The 20440-nt window shown below is 48.4% G+C and carries 24 protein-coding genes and 1 pseudogene; 2 read left to right on the forward strand and 23 right to left on the reverse strand.

Features of this window, described 5'->3' with window-relative positions:
- Positions 1 to 104 precede the first annotated feature (104 nt).
- The gene (locus tag QT397_02375) at positions 105 to 443 is read left to right on the forward strand and encodes a hypothetical protein (GenBank protein WNZ54007.1); all 339 of its coding nucleotides are present in this window, start codon (positions 105 to 107) and stop codon (positions 441 to 443) included.
- A gap of 887 nt (positions 444 to 1330) precedes the next feature.
- Here the strand turns inward: QT397_02375 and QT397_02380 are convergent.
- The 18 genes from QT397_02380 to QT397_02465 all read right to left on the reverse strand — a co-directional run bounded on the left by QT397_02380 (position 1331) and on the right by QT397_02465 (position 12821).
- Positions 1331 to 1744, reverse strand: a complete 414-nt coding sequence (locus QT397_02380; protein ID WNZ54008.1) for a hypothetical protein — start codon at positions 1742 to 1744, stop codon at positions 1331 to 1333.
- A gap of 29 nt (positions 1745 to 1773) precedes the next feature.
- Positions 1774 to 1953, reverse strand: coding sequence for a hypothetical protein (locus QT397_02385; protein ID WNZ54009.1), 180 nt, complete (start codon positions 1951 to 1953; stop codon positions 1774 to 1776).
- Positions 1954 to 1985: 32 nt separating this feature from the next.
- Entirely contained in the window at positions 1986 to 2336 is a 351-nt protein-coding gene (locus QT397_02390; protein ID WNZ54010.1) for a hypothetical protein, read from the reverse strand.
- A 20-nt stretch (positions 2337 to 2356) separates the two neighbouring features.
- Entirely contained in the window at positions 2357 to 3205 is an 849-nt protein-coding gene (locus QT397_02395; GenBank protein WNZ54011.1) for a hypothetical protein, read from the reverse strand.
- Positions 3206 to 4198 (reverse strand): DUF4123 domain-containing protein, encoded by a 993-nt coding sequence (locus QT397_02400; GenBank protein ID WNZ54012.1) that lies wholly within the window; start codon positions 4196 to 4198, stop codon positions 3206 to 3208. It abuts the gene before it with no gap.
- A 2-nt stretch (positions 4199 to 4200) separates the two neighbouring features.
- Positions 4201 to 4572 carry a PAAR domain-containing protein gene (locus QT397_02405; protein ID WNZ54013.1) on the reverse strand — a complete coding sequence of 124 codons (372 nt, stop codon included), beginning with the start codon at positions 4570 to 4572 and terminating at the stop codon, positions 4201 to 4203.
- Positions 4573 to 4581: 9 nt separating this feature from the next.
- Complete coding sequence (gene tssI, locus QT397_02410) at positions 4582 to 6423, reverse strand: type VI secretion system tip protein TssI/VgrG (protein WNZ54014.1); 1842 nt, start codon at positions 6421 to 6423, stop codon at positions 4582 to 4584.
- The gene (locus tag QT397_02415; protein ID WNZ54015.1) at positions 6413 to 6673 is read right to left on the reverse strand and encodes a hypothetical protein; all 261 of its coding nucleotides are present in this window, start codon (positions 6671 to 6673) and stop codon (positions 6413 to 6415) included. The genes tssI and QT397_02415 overlap by 11 nt, the downstream gene beginning before the upstream one ends.
- A 75-nt stretch (positions 6674 to 6748) precedes the next feature.
- Positions 6749 to 7252 carry a hypothetical protein gene (locus QT397_02420; protein ID WNZ54016.1) on the reverse strand — a complete coding sequence of 168 codons (504 nt, stop codon included), beginning with the start codon at positions 7250 to 7252 and terminating at the stop codon, positions 6749 to 6751.
- Positions 7252 to 8148 carry a hypothetical protein gene (locus tag QT397_02425; protein ID WNZ54017.1) on the reverse strand — a complete coding sequence of 299 codons (897 nt, stop codon included), beginning with the start codon at positions 8146 to 8148 and terminating at the stop codon, positions 7252 to 7254. Before QT397_02425 ends, QT397_02420 begins: the two co-directional genes overlap by 1 nt.
- A complete protein-coding gene (locus QT397_02430) occupies positions 8148 to 8444 on the reverse strand; it encodes a hypothetical protein (GenBank protein WNZ54018.1) in 297 nt (98 codons plus the stop codon). The genes QT397_02425 and QT397_02430 overlap by 1 nt, the downstream gene beginning before the upstream one ends.
- Positions 8445 to 8565: 121 nt before the next feature.
- On the reverse strand, positions 8566 to 9081 hold the full coding sequence (locus QT397_02435) for an Hcp family type VI secretion system effector (GenBank protein WNZ54019.1): 516 nt from the start codon (positions 9079 to 9081) through the stop codon (positions 8566 to 8568).
- Positions 9082 to 9865: 784 nt separating this feature from the next.
- Positions 9866 to 10150 carry a hypothetical protein gene (locus tag QT397_02440; GenBank protein ID WNZ54020.1) on the reverse strand — a complete coding sequence of 95 codons (285 nt, stop codon included), beginning with the start codon at positions 10148 to 10150 and terminating at the stop codon, positions 9866 to 9868.
- Positions 10151 to 10270: 120 nt separating this feature from the next.
- Entirely contained in the window at positions 10271 to 10561 is a 291-nt protein-coding gene (locus QT397_02445; protein WNZ54021.1) for a hypothetical protein, read from the reverse strand.
- A 13-nt stretch (positions 10562 to 10574) separates the two neighbouring features.
- Positions 10575 to 10979, reverse strand: a complete 405-nt coding sequence (locus tag QT397_02450; protein ID WNZ54022.1) for a hypothetical protein — start codon at positions 10977 to 10979, stop codon at positions 10575 to 10577.
- A gap of 334 nt (positions 10980 to 11313) precedes the next feature.
- The gene (locus QT397_02455) at positions 11314 to 11718 is read right to left on the reverse strand and encodes a hypothetical protein (protein ID WNZ54023.1); all 405 of its coding nucleotides are present in this window, start codon (positions 11716 to 11718) and stop codon (positions 11314 to 11316) included.
- Positions 11719 to 11775: 57 nt separating this feature from the next.
- Positions 11776 to 12717 (reverse strand): hypothetical protein, encoded by a 942-nt coding sequence (locus tag QT397_02460; protein WNZ54093.1) that lies wholly within the window; start codon positions 12715 to 12717, stop codon positions 11776 to 11778.
- Positions 12621 to 12821: a helix-turn-helix transcriptional regulator gene (locus tag QT397_02465; GenBank protein ID WNZ54090.1), complete on the reverse strand. Its 201-nt coding sequence runs from the start codon at positions 12819 to 12821 to the stop codon at positions 12621 to 12623. Before QT397_02465 ends, QT397_02460 begins: the two co-directional genes overlap by 97 nt.
- A 473-nt stretch (positions 12822 to 13294) precedes the next feature.
- Between QT397_02465 and QT397_02470 the strand changes: the two genes are divergently transcribed.
- Complete coding sequence (locus tag QT397_02470; protein WNZ54024.1) at positions 13295 to 15529, forward strand: DNA topoisomerase; 2235 nt, start codon at positions 13295 to 13297, stop codon at positions 15527 to 15529.
- Between the two features lie 483 nt (positions 15530 to 16012).
- Here the strand turns inward: QT397_02470 and QT397_02475 are convergent.
- The 5 genes and pseudogenes from QT397_02475 to repC (QT397_02495) form a co-directional block, all read right to left on the reverse strand.
- Positions 16013 to 17110 (reverse strand): annotated as a pseudogene (locus QT397_02475) (phosphoadenosine phosphosulfate reductase family protein).
- Between the two features lie 249 nt (positions 17111 to 17359).
- Positions 17360 to 18484: a DNA cytosine methyltransferase gene (locus QT397_02480; GenBank protein ID WNZ54025.1), complete on the reverse strand. Its 1125-nt coding sequence runs from the start codon at positions 18482 to 18484 to the stop codon at positions 17360 to 17362.
- Between the two features lie 38 nt (positions 18485 to 18522).
- Positions 18523 to 18738: a hypothetical protein gene (locus QT397_02485; GenBank protein ID WNZ54026.1), complete on the reverse strand. Its 216-nt coding sequence runs from the start codon at positions 18736 to 18738 to the stop codon at positions 18523 to 18525.
- A gap of 414 nt (positions 18739 to 19152) precedes the next feature.
- A complete protein-coding gene (gene repC, locus QT397_02490) occupies positions 19153 to 19572 on the reverse strand; it encodes a replication initiation protein RepC (GenBank protein WNZ54027.1) in 420 nt (139 codons plus the stop codon).
- A complete protein-coding gene (gene repC, locus QT397_02495; protein WNZ54028.1) occupies positions 19533 to 20408 on the reverse strand; it encodes a plasmid replication protein RepC in 876 nt (291 codons plus the stop codon). Before repC (QT397_02495) ends, repC (QT397_02490) begins: the two co-directional genes overlap by 40 nt.
- Positions 20409 to 20440: the final 32 nt, after the last annotated feature.

The following is a 20440-nucleotide window of genomic DNA, read 5'->3' on the forward strand; positions in this document are numbered from 1 at the left end:
ACGATTACGGCGCCCCTAATCCCTTATTTATCGGGGGCTATAAGTACCAGCTGCTAAGATTATTATTGATGTCTCAGCCGTAATATTCAAACAGGAGGTAATCAGTGAGTTTCATTAAGACAATTGTACCCATCATCTGCGCTTTTTTTCTTGTAGCAAGCCCCACACTGGCAGACGGCGAGAAAGCGCCAGAAGATAAAACTACAAAGCGAAACATCAACAAACAGATACAGTTTTGGGATGACTTCATCCAAGGTTTGAAACGTGATCGAGATTCTCAGGGTAACGTAACCTATGGACAGTGTATGGCTCGTGCAGAGAAAAAAGAATTGAATGCCAACAAAGTGCACAAGATGGCGTCAGAATCCGAAAACTGCTATGAAGAAGAAGACCGTGCAAGGCAATGGTGTGGCGACGCTTGGGATCGTATTCGTCTTCCATAAAGTCTTGGGATTGATGTACTATATGTAACTAGTGCCTCATCGCTACGGCAAAAATGCCGTAGCAGCCCGCCAACAGTGCAGAGCTTCAGCAACTTCAAGAGCCATCATGTTACCGCTTTCAACTCTCTGATCAATCGAACCGCGAATTAATATCTAAATTTTCTTCACGATATGATCATGCGGCACTGATGTATTCGGCCCATTGAACATTATGGTTTCATAGCTGTAGGGACTTGAGATCATAATGTGGCGGGCTTGAGATCATCGCGATTTTGGGCTCAGATTATTTGAGACTGTAAATCCAGCTGGGCTCAAATTAAGTGAGAACGAGCGCACATTATGTGAGATAGGCTCACATTCCTGAGACTGGACATAGCTGTGGCGGATTGCACTTATCCGGCGCATGAATTGCAATCATCCTGATTTCTCGCTCGAATTATCTGCGTCTATCTGAGGGGCTAAACTCACATTAAATGCGAATGAAATCACATTGTTTACGTCGCGATTGCAATCATCCGGCTCAAATCACTTTATTTGCGAATAGCAAAATAGGTTTCCCATCAGCGACTTGTGTAGCTCCGTAGCTTCAGTATCCATGCCAGCTTCGCAAACCATCATGCGAAGGTGTCCAGAAACCCATCTGCTTTACTTGAGGGCATACGATGATTTCCATACAGGATAAGTAGACTAATTTTATCAGCAAATTCAGTGCAAGTTTTTGAGTAATCTGCCTGTCTTGGAAACCTTCGTTTCCTAAACGGGCTTAGATCAGCTTCAATAAAAACTCATTGCTCAGATCGGCTCTTTTATCAATGGCCAGAGGATCGAATGCACCGAACTGCGAGGAACCTGTGCCTGATCATACTGCACCAATTTGCCATGAAGCTTTAACGCCGAGAGTAACACCCAGGCTCCCCCGGAGACTGCCCGAGCTTCAACACGCTCGCAAGGTCAGGTTCAGGCAAGAACTTTGGGTTGGTCATTTGAGCAGCTAAGTTTGAGACTGCAGATTCCAGATCAAGACTTTCAATGGATTGCCACGCTTTTAATACGCTTTCCCAAGTTGCGCCCTCACACCATGAAAGAGCCATGGCAGCTACCGGCGTCCATCCTGCCCCGTCTCCAATCATGGACCAGTTCTTTGCCGGGAAGTTCTCCAAAAATGTCAAGTAAGTTAGATTGGCACCATCTTCGAGCGGGTGTATTTCCGCACCACCCAACTCAACCTTCAGATGCCAACTCTCAAGTTCAATGTGCAACCCTATCCATGCTTCGATAGCAGAAATTGAATGTTCATTCATTGCTTTTTGAATACAAAGACTTTTCTATTTTACGGATACTGATGAATGACTCCATCGTCATCTACCCAACCACCCTGATTAATCTTATAAAGTAAGTGATCAGATGGAAGAGGCAAATAAAGGCGCTCACAAATTTCAATATCACTTAATTTAGAGAGATCTTCAGATAATAGTTCTCGATCAATTTTAAAGAAAAATACTTCTATCATCCCATATAGTAGGCCCTCGTTTGAGAACTTTTCTAAAAAGATTTTAAGAAGTAAGATACTAATCTAGGATGTGAGTTCATCGAAATACTTTTCAGAAATTTTTCACCTTTTGAAGGGTTGTAACTTCGAAATCTCTGCAAGATGATACTAAATTCCTCTGGGTTTAATTCGTCTAATCTTACTGTAAATTCATAATCTTCTTCAATTTTTGGAACTACGATAGATTGATCTTCTCTCTCCACGATAAAAGAGTTTTGGATCAACTCCTTTACATCAGAGAAATTGAAGTCAATCTTCATCAGTTCTTGTTCAACTAGAAGATTAATGTACATCTCATGTTCATCAAAAACATCGAGGCCATATTTTTCCAATAACTGACTCATTTATTTGCCCTTTAAAATACTCAAATTACTGAACCCGTTTCGTCTGCCCATGGCTCAATATCATTCGGCCCCCTCCGAGAGTTGTTATCAGTTTTTATTTCATTTCTAGGTAAACGCACCTCTATAGCTGGCCCAGGAATACTATAGATTGTTAGTAACTCATTGTAATATTCTGCCATTGTTGCCCAGTTGACATAAACTTCTAATCCTACTTGAGCCAAACATTTGAGTTCTGGTATCCGGCGAGGATCATTGCAAATTGTAGCGTATCTTTTGAATTGGTTATGTAACTTCAATAGATGCGTCGTTTCTTTATCTAGGGCTTTCTCGGCTGTATATGTGGTCTCATGCAGAGCATATTTAACTTCAATCATATTGCAGACACCAGGATTTAATCCATCGGCCCATTGAAAGCTTGACCCGATTTTTCCTGAGTTGTCTTTGCATTTATACTCCAAGCCGCCGCAAATACTTTCAGTAATCTCGAGTTGGAAGATGAAGCCTCTGTTCCATATAATGCGTTGACCGTCAATTTTCTGACCGTTGATTTCTTTATTCCAATCAAACCAACCAATATCAGGAACTAAACTTGCCTTTTTATTTTTCAATGGCCACTTTTTCAGGAAGGTTGCGCCTTCGCAACAATTATCGTCTTTGCGTTTTGGCCTGGTTTTCTTAGATTCTTCCCCTTTTGGGACGGGAGAGACTAAAGGAGGTGGATCAACTTTACGTTTTGGTTTAGTCAGATTCTCCAGAAGTTCTTTGACTTTCCGCTCGGTCTGCTTAATATTTTTTGAATTAGGACGTGGTGCAAATAGAAGTTGAGAGTTTCGTTTTGCTGCTTCCCTAGCTAGTGTTCCCCAACCCATTTAGCCAACCTCTATTGTAAGTTCTTGGATGTGAGGATTTTCAGCGTAACCATTGGCAGCCGCGAGAATATCCAACAAACGCTTTTCATGAGAAAACCATGGGATGGATAAGTAACGCCCCATATATTCTTCCTCGTAAAATTTAGTTCCGCATATCATAGTCATAAGAACCCAATAGAGAGCACAGTTCTCACCATTAAAACCCTCATTGATTGCGACTTTCTCTTGTGCTCCTATGAACTCAATCAAGTCTTTCCGTAGGACCCCACTCGTCTCCTTAGGAAAGGCTTTGCGCAGGAACTGTTCAATCTCGTGGTAAAAGCTGACTTGTGCGCAGTGCATCATGTCATCATATTGACGCTGCTCGATCTCGCGGAACGGGAAAGTTGCACGGTAGTTTTCTACTGCTCGGTCTAGGTTTTCATGCTTGTGCCAGCGATAGTCTAAGCCGTCTTTGGTCTCAATGCCGAGCTGTAGTTGTTCGCCGCGAAGGCGATAGACAGCAAAGCTTGATGTGTAGTCATAAGGTGCTGCGATCAAATCAATGTTTTTGAAGAAATCCTGCCACTGTTCTGGAAAGCCATGTCGCAGGAAACAATAAAGCACACGGGCATCATAGAACCGCAGGTAAACCGGTTTCCCACTTTCCGGCGTTATCACACTTAAGAAGCGTTTTAAGGACGTGCGAAGCTCTTCGATTGCTGCTGTCGAGAAGATAATAATGCCAAGCTTTTCCGGGAAACCTTCCTTCAGCCATCGGGCTAGAGCCGCAGGATAGATTGTCAGATCAACGAGCAGTGGAGTTCGGGCATGCGCATCTTGTTTATTCTCAGCAGGTGATCCCATAAGTGGTTCCCAGCCAGTCTCACCAGCTGCTCTGATCTCACTTGCGAGATCTTCCTGCCATGATGCATCCAGCACCAAGTATGGTTTGGCATCAATCGTTGCAGCTTGCGCGCAGATCGCCTCAAATCGTTCTGTCAATCTCACCATTGCTATCCTTTAGAGGCTTTGTCTTCACACGTTTCGCAAAATGGTGAGCGGCTCATTCCTGGAGGTGATGCACCGCCAATCAGAACATCTCCGGAGCCGGTTGAATCGGCCCCGCCACAATCAATCGGATCTCCCTGTCGCCCAGCTTCTTTGTTGTTAAACAGGACAGTCGGGCTCCCGGAGGCCAATGATCTGCCATGGGGTGGTGACGGACAGACCGGGCATGGATGCGGCGCGTAGGCATCTCCCTGACGCACAGCAAGGCGGTTGTTGATCAAAATGTTTGGGCTTCCGGAAATGGCGGGTGTTGGCGGATAGTGACAACCATGTCCAGAGCCAATATCACCAAGACGCGCAGCTGGTTTTCCTGACATAGACCTCTCCTATTTCTCAAATGAACGTGCATAGCGCTGTGCATGAGGTCCGGAATAATCAGCAGGTTTCATCACCTCCATTGGAGAGACTGGGGCACCCTTGGCAGGAGAACCGCCGCAGTTGACCTTCACCAGGGTGCCTTCAATTTGCACCCCGCCTTTGTCGATCTTGACAAAGTTGCCACCAACATTGAGGCTTATGCTCGCGCCTGCCTGAATAACCACAGCATCCCCTGCGTTGATGTAATGGGTTGTTCCGCTCTCAAAGTGCTGCTTGCCCTTGGTCTCCAAACGCCAATTCTCATCAACAAGCGTGATGGCATTGCGCACCACATGAGTGACCTTATCTCCCACAACCTTCAGGAAATCACTGATCTTGATCTGGCGCAGTGCGGACCCGTCAACTTGTGTATGTTCGGACCCCTTCACATGTTCACGGTGATCACCACCCACCTCAATGTCTTTTGAACTTCCGATAGATTCAGACTGAGATCCTTCGATACGTTTGTGGCGGTTAGCCCCCACTTTCCACGTCTCGTTATCTTCAACAACGCCGTTGTGGAACTTCTGGGCATGGAACCAGACTTCCTCTTGTCCGCCCTCATCTTCAAAGCGGAGCTCGTTATAGCCATCTGCCTTATGACTATCTGACTTCAGAACCATACGTGTTTTAAAGTCAGGTAGCTTGTTCGGTGTACGGTTGTTGTTGTGATAGGTTCGCCCTGTAATGATCGGCTGGTCCGGGTCGCCTTCCAGAAAATCCACCACGACTTCGTGACCGATACGTGGGATGGCGATATAGCCCCAACTGGCGCCGGCCCAGTTGGAGGCAACGCGGATCCAACATGACGAAGTATCATTCTTGGCACCGTGGCGATCCCAAGGGAACCAGACCTTCACCCGGCCATGCTCATCGCAGTAAATCTCTTCGCCTTCCGGGCCAGTCACATGGGCTATTTGTGGTCCATCTACGAGCGGTTTTGCACTTAGCTTAGGTCGGTACGGCAGGCGGGCTGGCATGACTTCAAACCCGGCGCTATAGGTGGTGGTGCCGCTGCCGGCTTCCTCTGCCACGGCCTGCGGCTGACTGCCCTGATGTGAGACGGTGAGCAAATGATACTTGATGTTGTAGTCACTATTCGGGTGGTCTGTGAGCGCAAACTGATGCCCGGCCATCAGGTGGATGGCATTGGTTGTCCCGTGCCCTGTAGTGGCCTCAACCCGAGCCGCCTCCAGTCGGTGCTTTGTAAATGGCTTGCCGACATCATCCGCCTTGTAACGCCCCGGATATTCATAGAGCGCGTAGTCGCCTGCAGAGCCGTTGTCCTCACCGCGCTGATGAGCATGCTGCTGATTATAGGGTGGGTTTTTGAATGAGTAGTCGCGCTGCATGAAGCTGGTGGCGCGCAGCTGCTCACGCAGGATAAAGCTGTTGCAATAAACGCCTTTGACCACCCCACCAGCCATGGCATTGTATTCCAACTCTGGTTGGTCTGGCAGCTCGGAGACGATCTGCGGGTTATCAATGAAATGCAGCGTATGCTGGCCATTGGCACCATAGGTGAAGAAGTACCAAATGCCTTCTTCTGCCGTGATGCGGTCTAGAAAGCTTAAGTGATTTTCCCTGTACTGCACACAGTATTCGCGGGCCTCATGAGGTTCGGTCAGATCCCACTTTACATCCTCAACGCCGTGTTCTTTCAGCAGGATCTTGACGATCTCGGGCACGCTTTTCTTTTGAAAAATTCGACAGTCCGAGCCATGGGCCAAACGGTGCAGACTGGGCAGCAGTGTGAGCGAATAACTGGTACGGTGATGGCCTTCATTGCCGCGGGCAATCTCAGCAATCACTCCGGACAGATGGCGCACCCTCGTATTTGTGATGAATAGTCAGCGTGGCAGGCGTATCCAGCAGGCTATGCAAGTCCAGCGCGTTGTCGGGGCTGGCAAGCTCAATTTGGATCTGCGTGAGCCCATTCAGGCGCTCTGTTGCCGAGAACCCCGTGACCAGCAATCCGGCCTCCGGCTGCGCAGGTGCTGCAAAGGTGAAGGCCAGATCTTGTTGTTGAAAGAGCTGCGGGATTTGGACAATAGCATTCATAACAAACTCACTGGCAAAAGAAAAAACAAAGGATGCATAACAATTAAAAGTCGTCTGGCGGACTTAGTTGAGATCTCACCCCGGTGGAGGATAGGGTTTGGAATGCCATTCATCAGCGGGACATAAAGTGCCTGGGCGCACATAGGTATGGAAGGCCTTTGCAGGCGCGAATAACTCGTTCTGGCAGAGTTGGTACCCTTCGTCTCGCGCTCGTTGCCCAATTGATTGCGCCCATAAGTTTCCGGCGATCGCAAAGACCAGGAGCGATCCAAAAATGAGAATGAGGTATGTCTTTACGGACCATTGCAGCCGTTGATGGCCCCAGGGCGTAAAGACAAAATGAGCAATGGGGATAGCAACAGATCCAAGAGCCAAAGCCTGGATCCCATGAGCAATTTCGAAGTGATCCTGTCCAAGCTCAATGACCTGCTGCGCATAAAGAAAGTCAGAGATCGTACTCCACACCAAAAACACCATCAAAAGATCGAGCGCGGCAGCGAACCCATGGGCTCGGCGCGGATCCCGGCCAATCCACTGGCCAAATTGAATGGTCTTATCGATGTACCAGTTGATCATCATCACCGCCTGTAGATCTGGTTATAAAGATCAGGGCCGCCAAAGTGCCAGATGGTCTCGCGTTCCAGTTCATAGAAAAACCGATTGCTGCGGCGCTCAAGCTCTTCCACCTTCTGGCGCATAGAAACTTGTGCTTCGCGAATGACTTGTCCGGTTTTTTGAAGGCCGCGCTCAACAGCCTCGCAAGTCCAGCGCAGGGCAGCAGACAGTTTTTCTCGCAGGCCAAACATCTTGTCCAGTTGTCCAAGCGCCATGCCCACTGCCATGCCAACAACAATGGCACCAGCCGTAATGGCAAGGGCAGGAATAGCAACTGTCGTGATAGCACCGGCCAGAAGTGCTCCAGCTGCTGCGGCAGCCATACCAGCGCCGATGGCAACAGCCCCGATCGCCACATCGACAATGATGTTGGCAAACAGTTCACTGTAAAGCTGCGTATCGCTCATGATGAACTGCATGATATCCAGGGCCACATAGCAGGTGATCATGATGATCGCGTTCGCCCGGCCACCTGCCCGAATGGCTTCAGGTCCAATTCCAAAAGCAACAACCTTTGGAGAGGACGACAGATATCGTGTCCCCTTAAGAAACTCGCGTACTGCAGGATAGCCTTTGAAGATCACGTAGGTCTTCCCATTGGCTATCTTTGTGTAATAACGCCCCTTAATACCGATCTCTTTCAAAAGCTGATGTCCTGACCGGCTGTCCAGCAATGTGCCGGGCAAGGTGGCCAGATCTAAAGCGCCACCGGTCATAAGCGCCATGCCTTGATGGGCATCCACAATAGCCTGAGCAAACGCCTCAAGAGAAACCGCTATTGCCTCATCCTGAACCGGGTTTACATCATGAGCGGCACCATGTTGCTGTGCCAGCCTCTGCTCTGCGAGCGGATAGACCATCAGAATATCTCCTTGTGCGGCTGTTCCCCGGGTTTGACCATCAAGCGGTGGCCGGGAAACTGATCCAGAAAGCCTCGGATCTCCAGCTCTTCGGACAGGTCTTCGTGTAGCGCATCTGACGAGCGCTCAGGCCGGTCACGGCCTTGCAAGACGACATGCGCCGTGCCTGCCGGCTCGCACTCTTTGGGTGCAGCTTCTGCGACCGCCTCTACCTTGCGCCTTCGCCACAACAGGCTTCGAAAGAAGCTACGCAGGTAACCGCGCTTCTCTGAGGGTTTGCCAGAGACAAACTGCATATTCCAACTCCGCAGATCAGACCCAAATCAAGGACTGCCTATTGGCTTAAACTCACCCATAGGCAGTGTCCGGGCCAAAGCTGGCCCGGATCTGACTTCTAGTTCCGTCAGAAACGGAGACTTAAGCAGCAGGTGCGCGCCAGTCATCAGCACCAGACGTGCCGGAGACTGTGTGCTCCCACATGATCTTGCGATAAGACAGTTCAATGGTGATCAGCTGAGTGAAGTCAGCATTCTTCGGATCCTGACAATGTGGCAGGCCGCACTCGATGTTGGTTACAAGCGCATCTTCAAATGAGGTGGTGAAGAAGTGCTCCTGCTTGCCAGAAGAATTGGTGCGGTACCATTTGACTTCACACTTCGGCAGCATCTCACCAGAGACCAGCGCATTATACAGCAGCGGGATGGACTTGTTCATGGAGCAGGTGAACTTGAACGGAGTGTGCACGCGCTGACCAGCTGGCTGGCCGGACTGGATATCACGAGGAATGATGACGGTATGATCAATGGCCTGCACCATGATCTCGTCTTCATGGCCTTCCTGCCACACGTTACCGACGGAATCTTCAGTAAACGCGCCTTGCGTGATTGGACCCTGAGTTGACCCTTCAATGGTGATATAAGCGGGTGTTGGCATAGTATGCTCCTGGTGAGCGCCCTCCATGTGCGGATAGACGCAGCAAAACAAATAAATGAACCCCATTTGACAACAATGGGCCACGGCCCCAGACCCCAGTCTGCAGCAGCGTGCCAACACAACTGCAACTTGCATACCAGGTTAAAGAAGCAGTCCCTGATAACACCGCCATCCCTTTCAACCCTATGAAAAGGCTTGGTAAAGTAATTTATCGGCGCTCATAAGAGGAGTAAAGTTGCAGAACTACGAGCAATATTCCGCAGCATCAAATTAAGCCATTTTTGGCCAGACCTCGGCCAAAAATGGCCAGCTATTGATACATAAAGGAAAATCAAAACGGGAACTCCAGGATAAGAGGCTTTCAGAGCTAGAGTGGAGCCTCAGAAAGCTCCAGGCATCCCTTAATCCCTCAGGCACGGTCTTTGATGAAAGCGAGAGAACATCTGGTTAGGGCTCTTATCGTATACAATCGCGGGGTTTTGATCAGAGTTTTTGCGCCGGCACTAAACGATCAATTTGGTCCGCTCTACAGCTATTCGCAAATAAAGTGATCCGCGTCGGATGATTGCGATCGCGTCGCAAGTAATGTGATTTCATTCGCATTTAATGTGAGTTTGGCCTCTCAGATAGACGCAGATAATTCGAGCGAAAAATCCGGATGTTTGCAATCCGAGCTACGGATAAGTGCAATTCACGACACATAGCGCCATGAGACTGATGCCGATTTGCAGATTTGCCTACCTTTATTCGTGTCGCTTGTGCTGCACCGTAGGATCAAGCTAAATTACGAAGCTTCACTTTTTGAAATGCGGAGCTTCTGAAAACTCTGGTACTGTCGCTTCATAACGATAAGGGCACAAATAGCGCCGACCAGCAGCCCGCTGGTAGTTATCAAAGTGGACTCTTTAACTATCTCCAAGCTGAATGTCCCAACAACTAATAACAGTGCGCCTATTCCGTAATATTGAACCGTCAAATCCTCTTGGATTTGGACATTTATATATTTCGAATAAGCATGTAAAATTAGAGTGATAGCTACTAAAAATACCAAAATTGCAATCAAAATCATAAAATCCTCTTATAGATAATATCGGTTGTACTCACTTAAGTACGGCAAGTGCTTTTAACAAGAACAACAATAACAATAATCAGCGGTATCAGCTTTGCAGTACCATTAGACATTGTATGCTCACTCTTGTTCTTTCAGTTCATCAATGGAGGGGCGCACTTGCTTTGCGTTGCTTACATCAGACAGAGTAGAAACCTGAATGCAGGCCGCAACGACTACTAACATCACTGTTACAAGTCCATTGTCCGCGACCAATCCAGCGATGAGGATTGATATGGCCATGATGAGATTTGCGATCCCAGCCTTTACACAAGTAGCAATACGTTTACCTGAAGCATACCCACCCCAAGTAATAAACAACCCCATGAGTACAGTTTCTATAGCCGCCAGAATTATGAGAAACGTCACCATAATCTTACTCCTCTTATTCCTCACTCATGAGCTTCTCAGCCCGAATTCTCTGCTCAGCGCATATGGCTTCTAGCCATGGTGTATCTTCGTCCAGTCGTCCTTCAACATCATGGCGTTCCCTTGATAGTTGTAGATCACTCAAACCTTCCAAATCATTCCTAAACTGTTTGACCACCTTTTGATCAACGCTCGTTTTCTCAATCACATTATTTTCGAGGGTTTTATCAGATAGGTCGGCGGTTTCACGCAGCAGTTTTGCTGCTTTTTCAAACTGCTTTGCAGCATCTTGCAAATTGTCAATCTGCAACAGGGGTGTGCCGGCTAATTCTGTTAAGGCAAGGACAATATTGAGATTTGCCTGTTGGCCGAAATCATAGGCTTTACGCAAGCTGTTCAAGTACTGGTTCTGTGTTATCATTTCGCTGTCTCATGCGGTCATTACACTTCATTTTGCTTAGATTTTCGAAAGACTAAATCTAAGCTATCTAATTGTAATGTATATCTTTTTATAGACAGAACCAATTAGCCACATTCCCATCTTGCCCCTCACCCCAATCCGTTTCATTTTCCTCGTCACCGACGCCTGCACAAGGGACAGTCCCCGTATGGCCGAGACAGAGGGTGGAGCGCCTTAGGTTGAGTTTTGCCCTTGACGGCTCGCAAGAGACGGCAAGGGGAAATTAGGAAACCTTAGAAGCGGAGACGGCTGGCTTGGTAAGCGCTGCAAGCGCGTGGACTGGCGCGGTCTGCCGCTAGGCAGATGTGCCCTTATTCCAATTCAAATCAGCTTGGTACTGCTCATAGCTTTGCATGAATGACATCCACTTTTGAGACTTACGCCCTCTTGCAGCTGGATCTGAAGACAAACATTCCAACCAAAACCCTACCGCGTCAGTTGCAACGTTTAACTTCTCAATATCCCGATCACTCAAGTCCTCATTCGGGGTCAAATTTTTCACGGCCCGCTCTGTAACTTTAGTAAACGTCACATCATCTTCAGCGTTGCACATCATCTCAAACATGGATGCCAACCGCCTCGAATTCTCATACAAATGAGCATCCGGTTCCTGACGATTAACGGCCCGCATCAGCTTCAACAAGAGCTGTGAAAACTCAGCACCAATTTCCTTAGTGGAATAAGTCTTTTCATCAGACATAAAACAATCTCTCTAATCGACAACTTTGAAGCCTGCACGCAGCAAAGCCCCCTGCCCTCAATCTTTATCTTTGTTCTTTCGGTACACGCTTGAGAACTGAATGATCTTTGCATCTGCAGGATCTTGATCATCTGCACCTGACCCTGATTGCCCCATCAAAATTGGCCCACCCAACAAATCAGTCATTTCTTTGCTCGGGATCTCTGGCACTGGCGGTTCTGCACCTGAGTTTTCAGCCAAAATCCGGTCAAACCTCACCTGCGGAATCTCAATCAAATCTGCATGCTGGAAGTTGATCATCCTGAACGGCCCCTCCTCCCAATGCTGGACTTCGATGAAACCCAACCGTTGGCCCATATCAATGCTCATACGTGCCATTTCGAGATCTTCAGCAGTCGTATCATCGAGCAAATAGCTCTCGCTCTGCCCCTCGCCTCTGACATGAAACTGAGATTCATGCTCCAGCATCGCGTCTTGGGTTTGCTCGTCCAGACTATTGAACTTCTGATAGAAGCTCACTTTTACATAATCTTCATCGGACATGGCCGCTAATCGCTGCTCAGTAAGGCCTTGTAGCAACTCTTCTCCGACCGGCCCCATTTGGTCCCACTCTTCCTGAATTTCCTCTATCAGGAAGTAAATCACTGGATGGAACATTGTAGGCGGGTCTTGATCCAGTAAATAAACCACGTCCAACGATTTTAGGCGCTCGATGTTCACGAGCAGCTCTTTGTTATTGAGCGTCTGGAATGTCAGAACGTTTTTGTTCCTGGCGAAGTCAGAGTTCAGCTCTTCTTGATCTAGCTGGTTTCGAATTGAGGAAAAGACACCATCGCTGATCGGGTATTCATAAACGCCGCCCTGCATTACAAGCTTCAGCGTCCCGACCGGCATCTCATGCTTTACGACCCTAGTCTCTTCCGCAAGCTCCTCAAGAAGATCCTGTTTTTTTGGACAGCAGCTTTTGCAGAATCCGTTCGCAGATCTCTGGCCGAACACCCCAAGATCTTAGCTAGATCCGCCAGCTGATACCCATCAAGGCCATCAGGATCTTTCTCCCACCTGGAATAAGCAGATTGAGAGATCCCCAGCTCTTCAGCCATCTGCTTCTGAGTGCGGTTTGCCTTTTTGCGCTGTTCTTTAAGTGCCATAAATACCCGATATATGAATATCATTATTCGTATAATGCATATTTCGATAAACGTAGTTTTGAGAAATTGCAACTGAAGTTTGTGCATCCAAGTGCGTGCACTTGGGTGTTCCCCTAGATATGAGCCGTCAGGATCAGATCTAGGCTAAGCAATGGGTGGGCCTACTAGCTGGGCGCGGAATGCGAAGCATGGAGGCCCTGCTAGTAGACACACGCTGTTCCTCTCTCGGCGCTTCTCCAGCTGCAGCTTGAGACAGGTTTGCACACTGAATTTCATCTTTCACGGTTGCATGGTTTCACGCTCATCAAGTAGAATCTGGGAGATTGAATTTTGAGACTGGTGTGCCTCCTCCGCTCTGGAAGACTTTCAAGAAATCACCTTTTCGAGCACGCGCAAAATGAACCATTTTAGTTGCATGGGGCACCATGAAATCAATCGTCATTACAGAAAAACCCTCACAAGCCCGTAATGTCATGAAGGCCGTTGGATCTCGATATGGAGAGGTACTGGCGGCGCAAGGACACTTGCTGCGGCTTCAATCTCCAGAAGAAGCCAATCCGGATTGGAAAGCCTGGTCTTCAGAGCTGCTGCGCCCGCAAGGTGGCCGGTATGGGTTGGTGGCCGATAGAACCAGCGGTAAAGGTGAGCGCCTTGATAAAATCAAGCGAGCCTTAGGCAATGCCGATCAAGTCATCATTGCAACAGACTGCGACCGTGAAGGTCAGGCGATTGGCGAAAACCTCTTGCATTTTTACGGCTATAAGGGCCGTGTTCTGCGAGCTATGTTTACGGCAGAAGATGAAAAGACGCTTTGCGCAGCCTTTGCCTCAGCCAAGCCCAATACGGAGTATCAGCCGCTTTATGATGCAGCGGTTGCCCGCGCTCAGGCTGATCAGGTTTTCAATCTTAGTCTAACAAGAACCGCAACGACCAGATTGGTGCCTTCTGGTGTGCGTGCTGTTATTGGCATTGGCCGTGTTCGCACCCCAACACTTGGAATTGTCTGCAAGCGTGAGCAAGAGCTTTCCGATTTCAAGCCACGAGATTACTTTGAACTGACTGCAGATGTTCAAGGTGAACATGGCGTGTTCCAGCTTCACCACCGACCTGCAGATAGCGAACGCTATTTTGAAAAGGCTAAGGCTGAAGCAATCACCGCTGCTGCCACCGGCTGGCATGGTCCAGCCAAGGTCACGAAAGAAAACCGGCGTCAGGCTCCAGGCAAGCCCGTTGATCTTCCAAGCTTGCAAAAGCAAGCTGCAAAATGGGGATGGACGGCAAAGAAAACATTAGATGTTGCGCAGGCTCTTTACGAGATCCACAAGCTGACAACCTACCCACGCGCTGCGGTGCGCTACCTTCCCGAGAACATGGTTGAGGGAGCAAGCACTGTGTTTACTGCTCTTGTTGGCGGCGGTTATGTGAAGGATCTGGACTGGCAGGCACCAACAATCAGGACAGGCAAACGCGGTGTGTTCTCAGATGCCGGACTAGCTGGTGAATCTCATCATGCCATCATCCCCAATCCAGCTGTGATTGATCAGTTTGCAAAGATCATTGCAGTGCTGAACGCTGATGAGCGAAAGCTGTTTGATTTCATAGCCAAGACATTCCTTGCCTCTCTAGGCCCTGATTACGAATATCACCAGACGCAGATTGCTATCAGTGTGCCGGTGAACAATCAGGCTGTAGTGTTTAAGACTGTGGGCCGCTCCACAATCCATCCTGGCTGGCGTTCTGTTTACAGTGAGTTCATCGAGGACAAACCGAGCTCAGATAACGAGGCAGAACTTCCTCAGGTTCGAGACGGTGAAGGCGTGGGGATCTCAGCTGTCAGCATTGACGCCAAGAAGACAAAAGCGCCTGCTCGTTACACGGAAGGGTCTTTGATTGAAGCCATGCAAAACGCATGGAGGTTTGTTGAAGATGAAGGCCAGCGGGCACGGCTGAAGGAAGCCAAGGGCATTGGAACTCCGGCAACCAGAGACACCATTATTGAAGGTTTGAAGAAGCAAGGCTTTCTTACTGTCTCCAAGGGCAAACTCTTTGCAAGCGATACGGCTATGCAGCTCTACCACCTTTTGCAAGGTCGGTGTCCCTCACTCCTTGATCCAGCGACCACCGCAACAATGGAAGCTCGGCTTGATGACATTGTGAGTGGTCGTGCCGGTGCTGATGAAATCATCCATGAAATTTGCAACTCTGCAGTGACGGCTATTGATGTTCTTGGTCAACAAGGCCAGCAGCTTGATATTCAGCGTAAACCGAGCCCTGCTATGGTCAAAGCCGCTAAAGGCAAGGCGGAGCGCGAAGGCAAGCGTTTAACCCGTAAAGATCTGGCAAGCTATGACACCTTGCGAGCATATCTTGGACCACTGAAAGAGCGAACAGATGAACCAGCTGCACCAAGTCCAGCACAGCTCAAGTTTGCCTTGTCGATAGCTGAGCGCTTATCTCAGCCGCTTCCAGATGCGGCCAAAGGCTCAGCAAAAGCGCTTAGCAGCTGGATTGACGCTAACAACTTTGCCAGTGAAAGCCAGATGAAGTGGATTTCTAAGTTCGTTGAGGAAGGCAAAGTCAAGAAACCTAAAGGCTATCCGGACAAGGTATCTCCCAAGGTTGCCAAAGCCCTGCTAGATAAAATGTTCAAAAAGAAATAGCGGCAAGAGGTAATTGCTTACTGCAGTATTATGGGAAACATCACTTCAGTGGGTTGCAAGATTGTCCGTTATGAACAGCCTCTCCCTATAATTTAGGTTTTACCTCGAAAAAACAGTAGGGTCAAACAATCAGCACTGGTTGCAGACTTGGCGCGGCATCGAACATATGAGAATATGATTCTGTAGTTTCGACCAACCAAATTAAGGAGACTTTTATTGCAGAAACTATCGATGGCAGCTGAACTCATTGAGCTGCTAAATCGGCTACATTTGGATCTGAAAATTGAGCTGGATCTTGATTGGATCAGGCTCGCAATGAACCTGATCCTCTCATGACTACAGCAGTAGAAAGCAACTCTCCAGCAAAGATAAGTTGCTTCTAGTAGTGGGCGCCCTGAGCAGTCAGGGCGCCTTCTGCTTATCTGCAGTCTATAAAATAACCGAGTCTTTCACAACGGGAAAAGCAGACTCTTCACGTGAGAGTCATGAAGCTCCGCAGCCCTCTTTCCCATAAGCCCCTGCAGGTAAAGCTCCACCCCTGCCCTTCGGCTTCAGCTGCAAAAACTGGTAGCTCATAACGTTCACTCAAAGCCTGCTTCAAAGCTTCAGCATCTTCAATCTTGATCGGCCTCGCTTTGCTTGCCAGCTCCAGCACGTTCAAACCCTGCCGTGAAATCGTAGTACCAAACATCTGCTCATAAGCTGCTATCGCTTCAAGGCGGTCTGGAAAGTGCTCTTTGATGGTTGCCCAGATCCGAGCGCCATTGAAGATGCATGTCATGCATGATGACCGGCTCCAGCCGAGACGATACGGAACGGGAGCAAGTACGCTATGACGCTGGAAGCGCATCCCAGATCTGCTCCTCTGTCCAGTGCAGCACTGGTCGCCACGCATCGACTTGGCGAACATTGTTTGAGGTTGGTATGCGGTTCAAACTGATTGTATTTTGAGCGGTTCGCAGACTCTTCTCTTCGCTCTCCAGTGATGAACAGTACCTTCTTGTCATTGAAACGCTGCTGATTGGTCAAAGCTCGTCTGCCAACATCAATCTTCAGCACACTTGAACACCATCGGGTTTTAAGATCCGCGCCAACTTGCGGAAAGCGGCGACGGGTAGCAGGCTTCGCTCTCTTGGTGTTCCTGGATAGTGTGATCAGTCCTGCTGGTGTCTCAACCTTATGCGGCTTACTGAAGCTATCTTGCTTTAACATCTCAGTTTCGAAGCCACCCTCAAGCCACGAGAAGTAAACTGGCAAGTTGAACGCCCGTGCCAGATGCCTGTTGTAGTCGCGCATAAAGCTCCAGTCCATGAGCGTGGAGCCTTCTGCTCCATCAACATCATGATGCCAGAGTTCAATTTTGGACTTATCCGCCCCAAGATCAAGGAGCTGCAGCAGACAGGCAATGCTATCTTTACCTCCAGACATGCAAACAATGATGTTGTCATAGTCATCCAGATCCACGACCGGTGCGGAGTAATAAACATTGTAGTTGTCGTCTGAGGGTCTGAATAAATCCAACTGCGCTTGCAATGCTGGTATCACGAACTGATCATCAAAGCTGTGAGGCTGACAGGTCATCCGGATCTCCATCTGAATGTGGTTTTCATTCTTGCTGTCACGAAAGGCCGGAGTGCCGGTCAAGGTCATCCGGACCGAAGGGAACCAGCTGCAAGGAACGAGCAAAGCGAGTGGATGAAGGTGGGCTGGATGCCTGCTTGCAGGTCGCCTTTACCGGCGCGGGCGCAGCACAAATCTGAAAGAGCTTTAGAAGACAAAAAGAAAGGCCAGCTATTAGCTGACCTCAAAAAATTTAGAACGGGTTGGGATCTATGCCGCTAGTGGAAGCTGTTCGTATGGGGTCCCAAATTGGCGTAGCAGTGTCTTCCCCAGATAGGCAGCAACGGCCTGAAACACCGGAAAGATGATAGACTGTCCAAGCACCTCGTGAGCTGTTGTTGATGACAGGCCCTCAATCATCTTTTCTGGGATGCCCTTTACTCGTGCGTGTTCCAATGGAGTAAACAGTCGAGACAGCTTCTCATCGGTTGGGTGCTTCAGGAAGGGTTCAGTGCTGCGGTATTTGGCATAGCCTCGGCCAATGGTTCCACAAGCTTCAGCACTTGCATTCAAGAGCTGTCGCTTGAAGCCTTTCCCTGCAGCCATATCGCGGACTTCTTTTTTTGCCAAGTAATCAAGATCCTTCCAACGCTCACTATCAGAAGGGATCGGCTCTAAGATCTCATTGAGGGTTGCTGGCTTTTGAAACATTGGCTCAACACTGTCCAGATCCAGAAGCTCAAGGCCTTCTGTCATAGCAACCACACAAAGGCGTTTGCGAGCTTCCAAGGCACCAAACTCATTTCCTTCAAAAACACGTTCAGAGAGGTTGTAACCAAGAGATCCAAGGACTGAACGAATGACGGCCATGCTTGCAGTACCGGAAAATTCAGGCACCTGTTCTATTATGATTATGGTTGGATTCACAGCTTGAACGAATTGGAGAAAATGAAAAAACATTGCACCGGCGGTATCATGACTTTCAGCAAACTGAAGCTTGTTTTTCGCTCGGCCTGATTTGCTTGCGCCAGTGCATGGCAAACCAGCGAGAAGTATCGAAGCTGGGGCAGGGGACTTGCCAAGATTCACGGCTTCAATCGGACCTTCAATAGCAATGCTTTTGCTATCCCAGAAGGTGTTGTTTCTCATTGAGCTTGCCAGATATTCTGGTTCAATTTCTACCGCAACAGCAAGGCAGCTCTTAAGTCCCGTTTGCTCTAAGCCGTCATGGATTGCAGCATCAAGAACACCACCGCCATGAAAGAGGGAGCAAACATCCAATGGCTCCTTGTTGTTTAGTTTATGCATCAAGCGAGAGACACGCTCTTCAATGCGCTTGTCTTTATGATGGGCGCAGATAGTGATCTGTTGATCCTTGATTACAACCCTGATCATCTGTGCGTCAGAGAATAGCTCAGCAACTTCAGAGGCAGTCAGATCGATGACAGGATTGATGATGCTCCCTTTTTGCGGCGGCTTACTTTCCGAGCTCCGAAGTCATTAATGGTAAGAACAAGCTGCTCTCCCTCGACTGTCAGATCATAGTACTGTCCAGCTTCGATGCCTTCGCGTCTTAGTTTTTCGCCTTCAATCCAGACCCTTTTGCGGCCCTTGTTCAGGCTCACTTTGGTATTCACGATGGTTGGCATTCTGCACCCCTAAAACCCGTTTCTTTCTTCTTGTCGAAGACAGCGGGGGAGCGGTGCAAGGATCGGAAGGCCGGAGGGGTATCACCCACTTGAGCGCGTGTGCGCGAAAGCCGACCTGCAGCTGCAGGTCGAGTCCTGCACGCAGGTTTGCGGTGCCGGTCTGCCGGCACAAGCAAAGCTAAGGAAGGATGGGGAGACCGGCCTGGAGACCGCGAAGCGGCTTTAGTCCTTGCGCCAGTGATGGGGCAAAGCCCCTTAAGCTAGCAACGGGGCAGGGGATAAACTTTTCCAAAACACATCAAAGCAACCATGAAAATCAGCTCAATTTCAGTTCACCAATCCCTCAAAAGTTCACAGTTGTGAACTTCTGTCAAATAACGCATATAATTCAGTAGGTTACAATTTTTCACATTATTATGCACCACTAGCGAGTCCAAAAACGGATTTTTGGAGATGCAATTTCCCATCGTTAGCTCTGTCGATCATTGCGCGGAAATACCCTCCTGGGCGAGCAATTGCGTCCGGATCTCTCAAAGCTTTTTCGGCAACAACAACAAGGCAAGCCGCTGACAAATGCCTTCCTTGGGAAACACACGCAGATTGCCAAGCAGCTTCAGACAAACCAATCAAATGTCTCAGATCCTCGGTGCGCTCTAACAAGCCACTCCAACTTGAAAGTTCGAGTTGCAATGTTTCTTTGACATCTGAACAGGCGCTATCAAGAAGCCCAATTGATACACCTGAAAGGTTTGTTGAAGGCAGTTGGTTAAGTTCATTAGTTTTGAAGGACGTTCTTAAATTGTCTGAATTTGCTTGCTTGCCAGCAGCAGGCACCTCAGGCTTTTTTCAAAAGCCATTTCAACATTGCGTAAGCAAGTGTTGTCAGTTTTTAATTCTAAGTGTGGCTCGTTAGAGCCGTGCCGCTTATCTATTACTATTTTTTCACGATGTGATGGTGTTGTATTAGATATAGCGACGCCATTAGTGTCACCCTCGGATGACATATTAGCTTCAATAATAAGCATCTGTTCATAAATTGCATCAACCACTTGTGCTCTCGCAAACACATCAAGTTGCTGACACATTACATCCTCCAGCTTCCTGATAAATGGAACCGCCTCTTTACCAATCAGATCGGCCAAATCTTTAGCAGCCCGTGTTCTTGATGTAATCAAGCGTCTTGCCTGCTTTTCAAGCTTCAAACGCTCTTGAAACGCAGTTGCTATGCCTTCAAACTCAAGGAGATTGTTGCACGCTGGGGTGAGATCCAGGCCGAACCCATAATCAATTGCTCCGCTCTGGTCTCGACAAACAAACCTACGACCATTTGGACTATCCGCATATGCTAGGATACCTGCTTCTACCAAGCGCTTGATACACCTACTGACCGTGCGAGTAGAGCGCATAGTATACTCAGCAAGCTTTTCATTCGAGATCGCTACCATAGGCTTCTTACCCGCTTTCAGATCGGCTTCTCGTACCAATCCAAGCAGAATATCTAAGATATGATAAGTGCTTCCAGAGATCTTAAGAGCTGGTGCAACTCGCTTGAGTGTCATAGCCAGATCTTTCTTAGTCACACTTTCATTCAGCGGTTCACTAGCTAAACGTTGACTAGCAATGATGGCTGGGTTGATTTGCCTAAATGAGGCGATGGATTGAGCGAGCATAGCAAGCCTTTTCCGCAGAATACTGCAGATTA

The sequence above is a fragment of the Microbulbifer sp. MKSA007 genome (genome assembly GCA_032615215.1).
In the GTDB taxonomy this organism is placed as follows: domain Bacteria; phylum Pseudomonadota; class Gammaproteobacteria; order Pseudomonadales; family Cellvibrionaceae; genus Microbulbifer.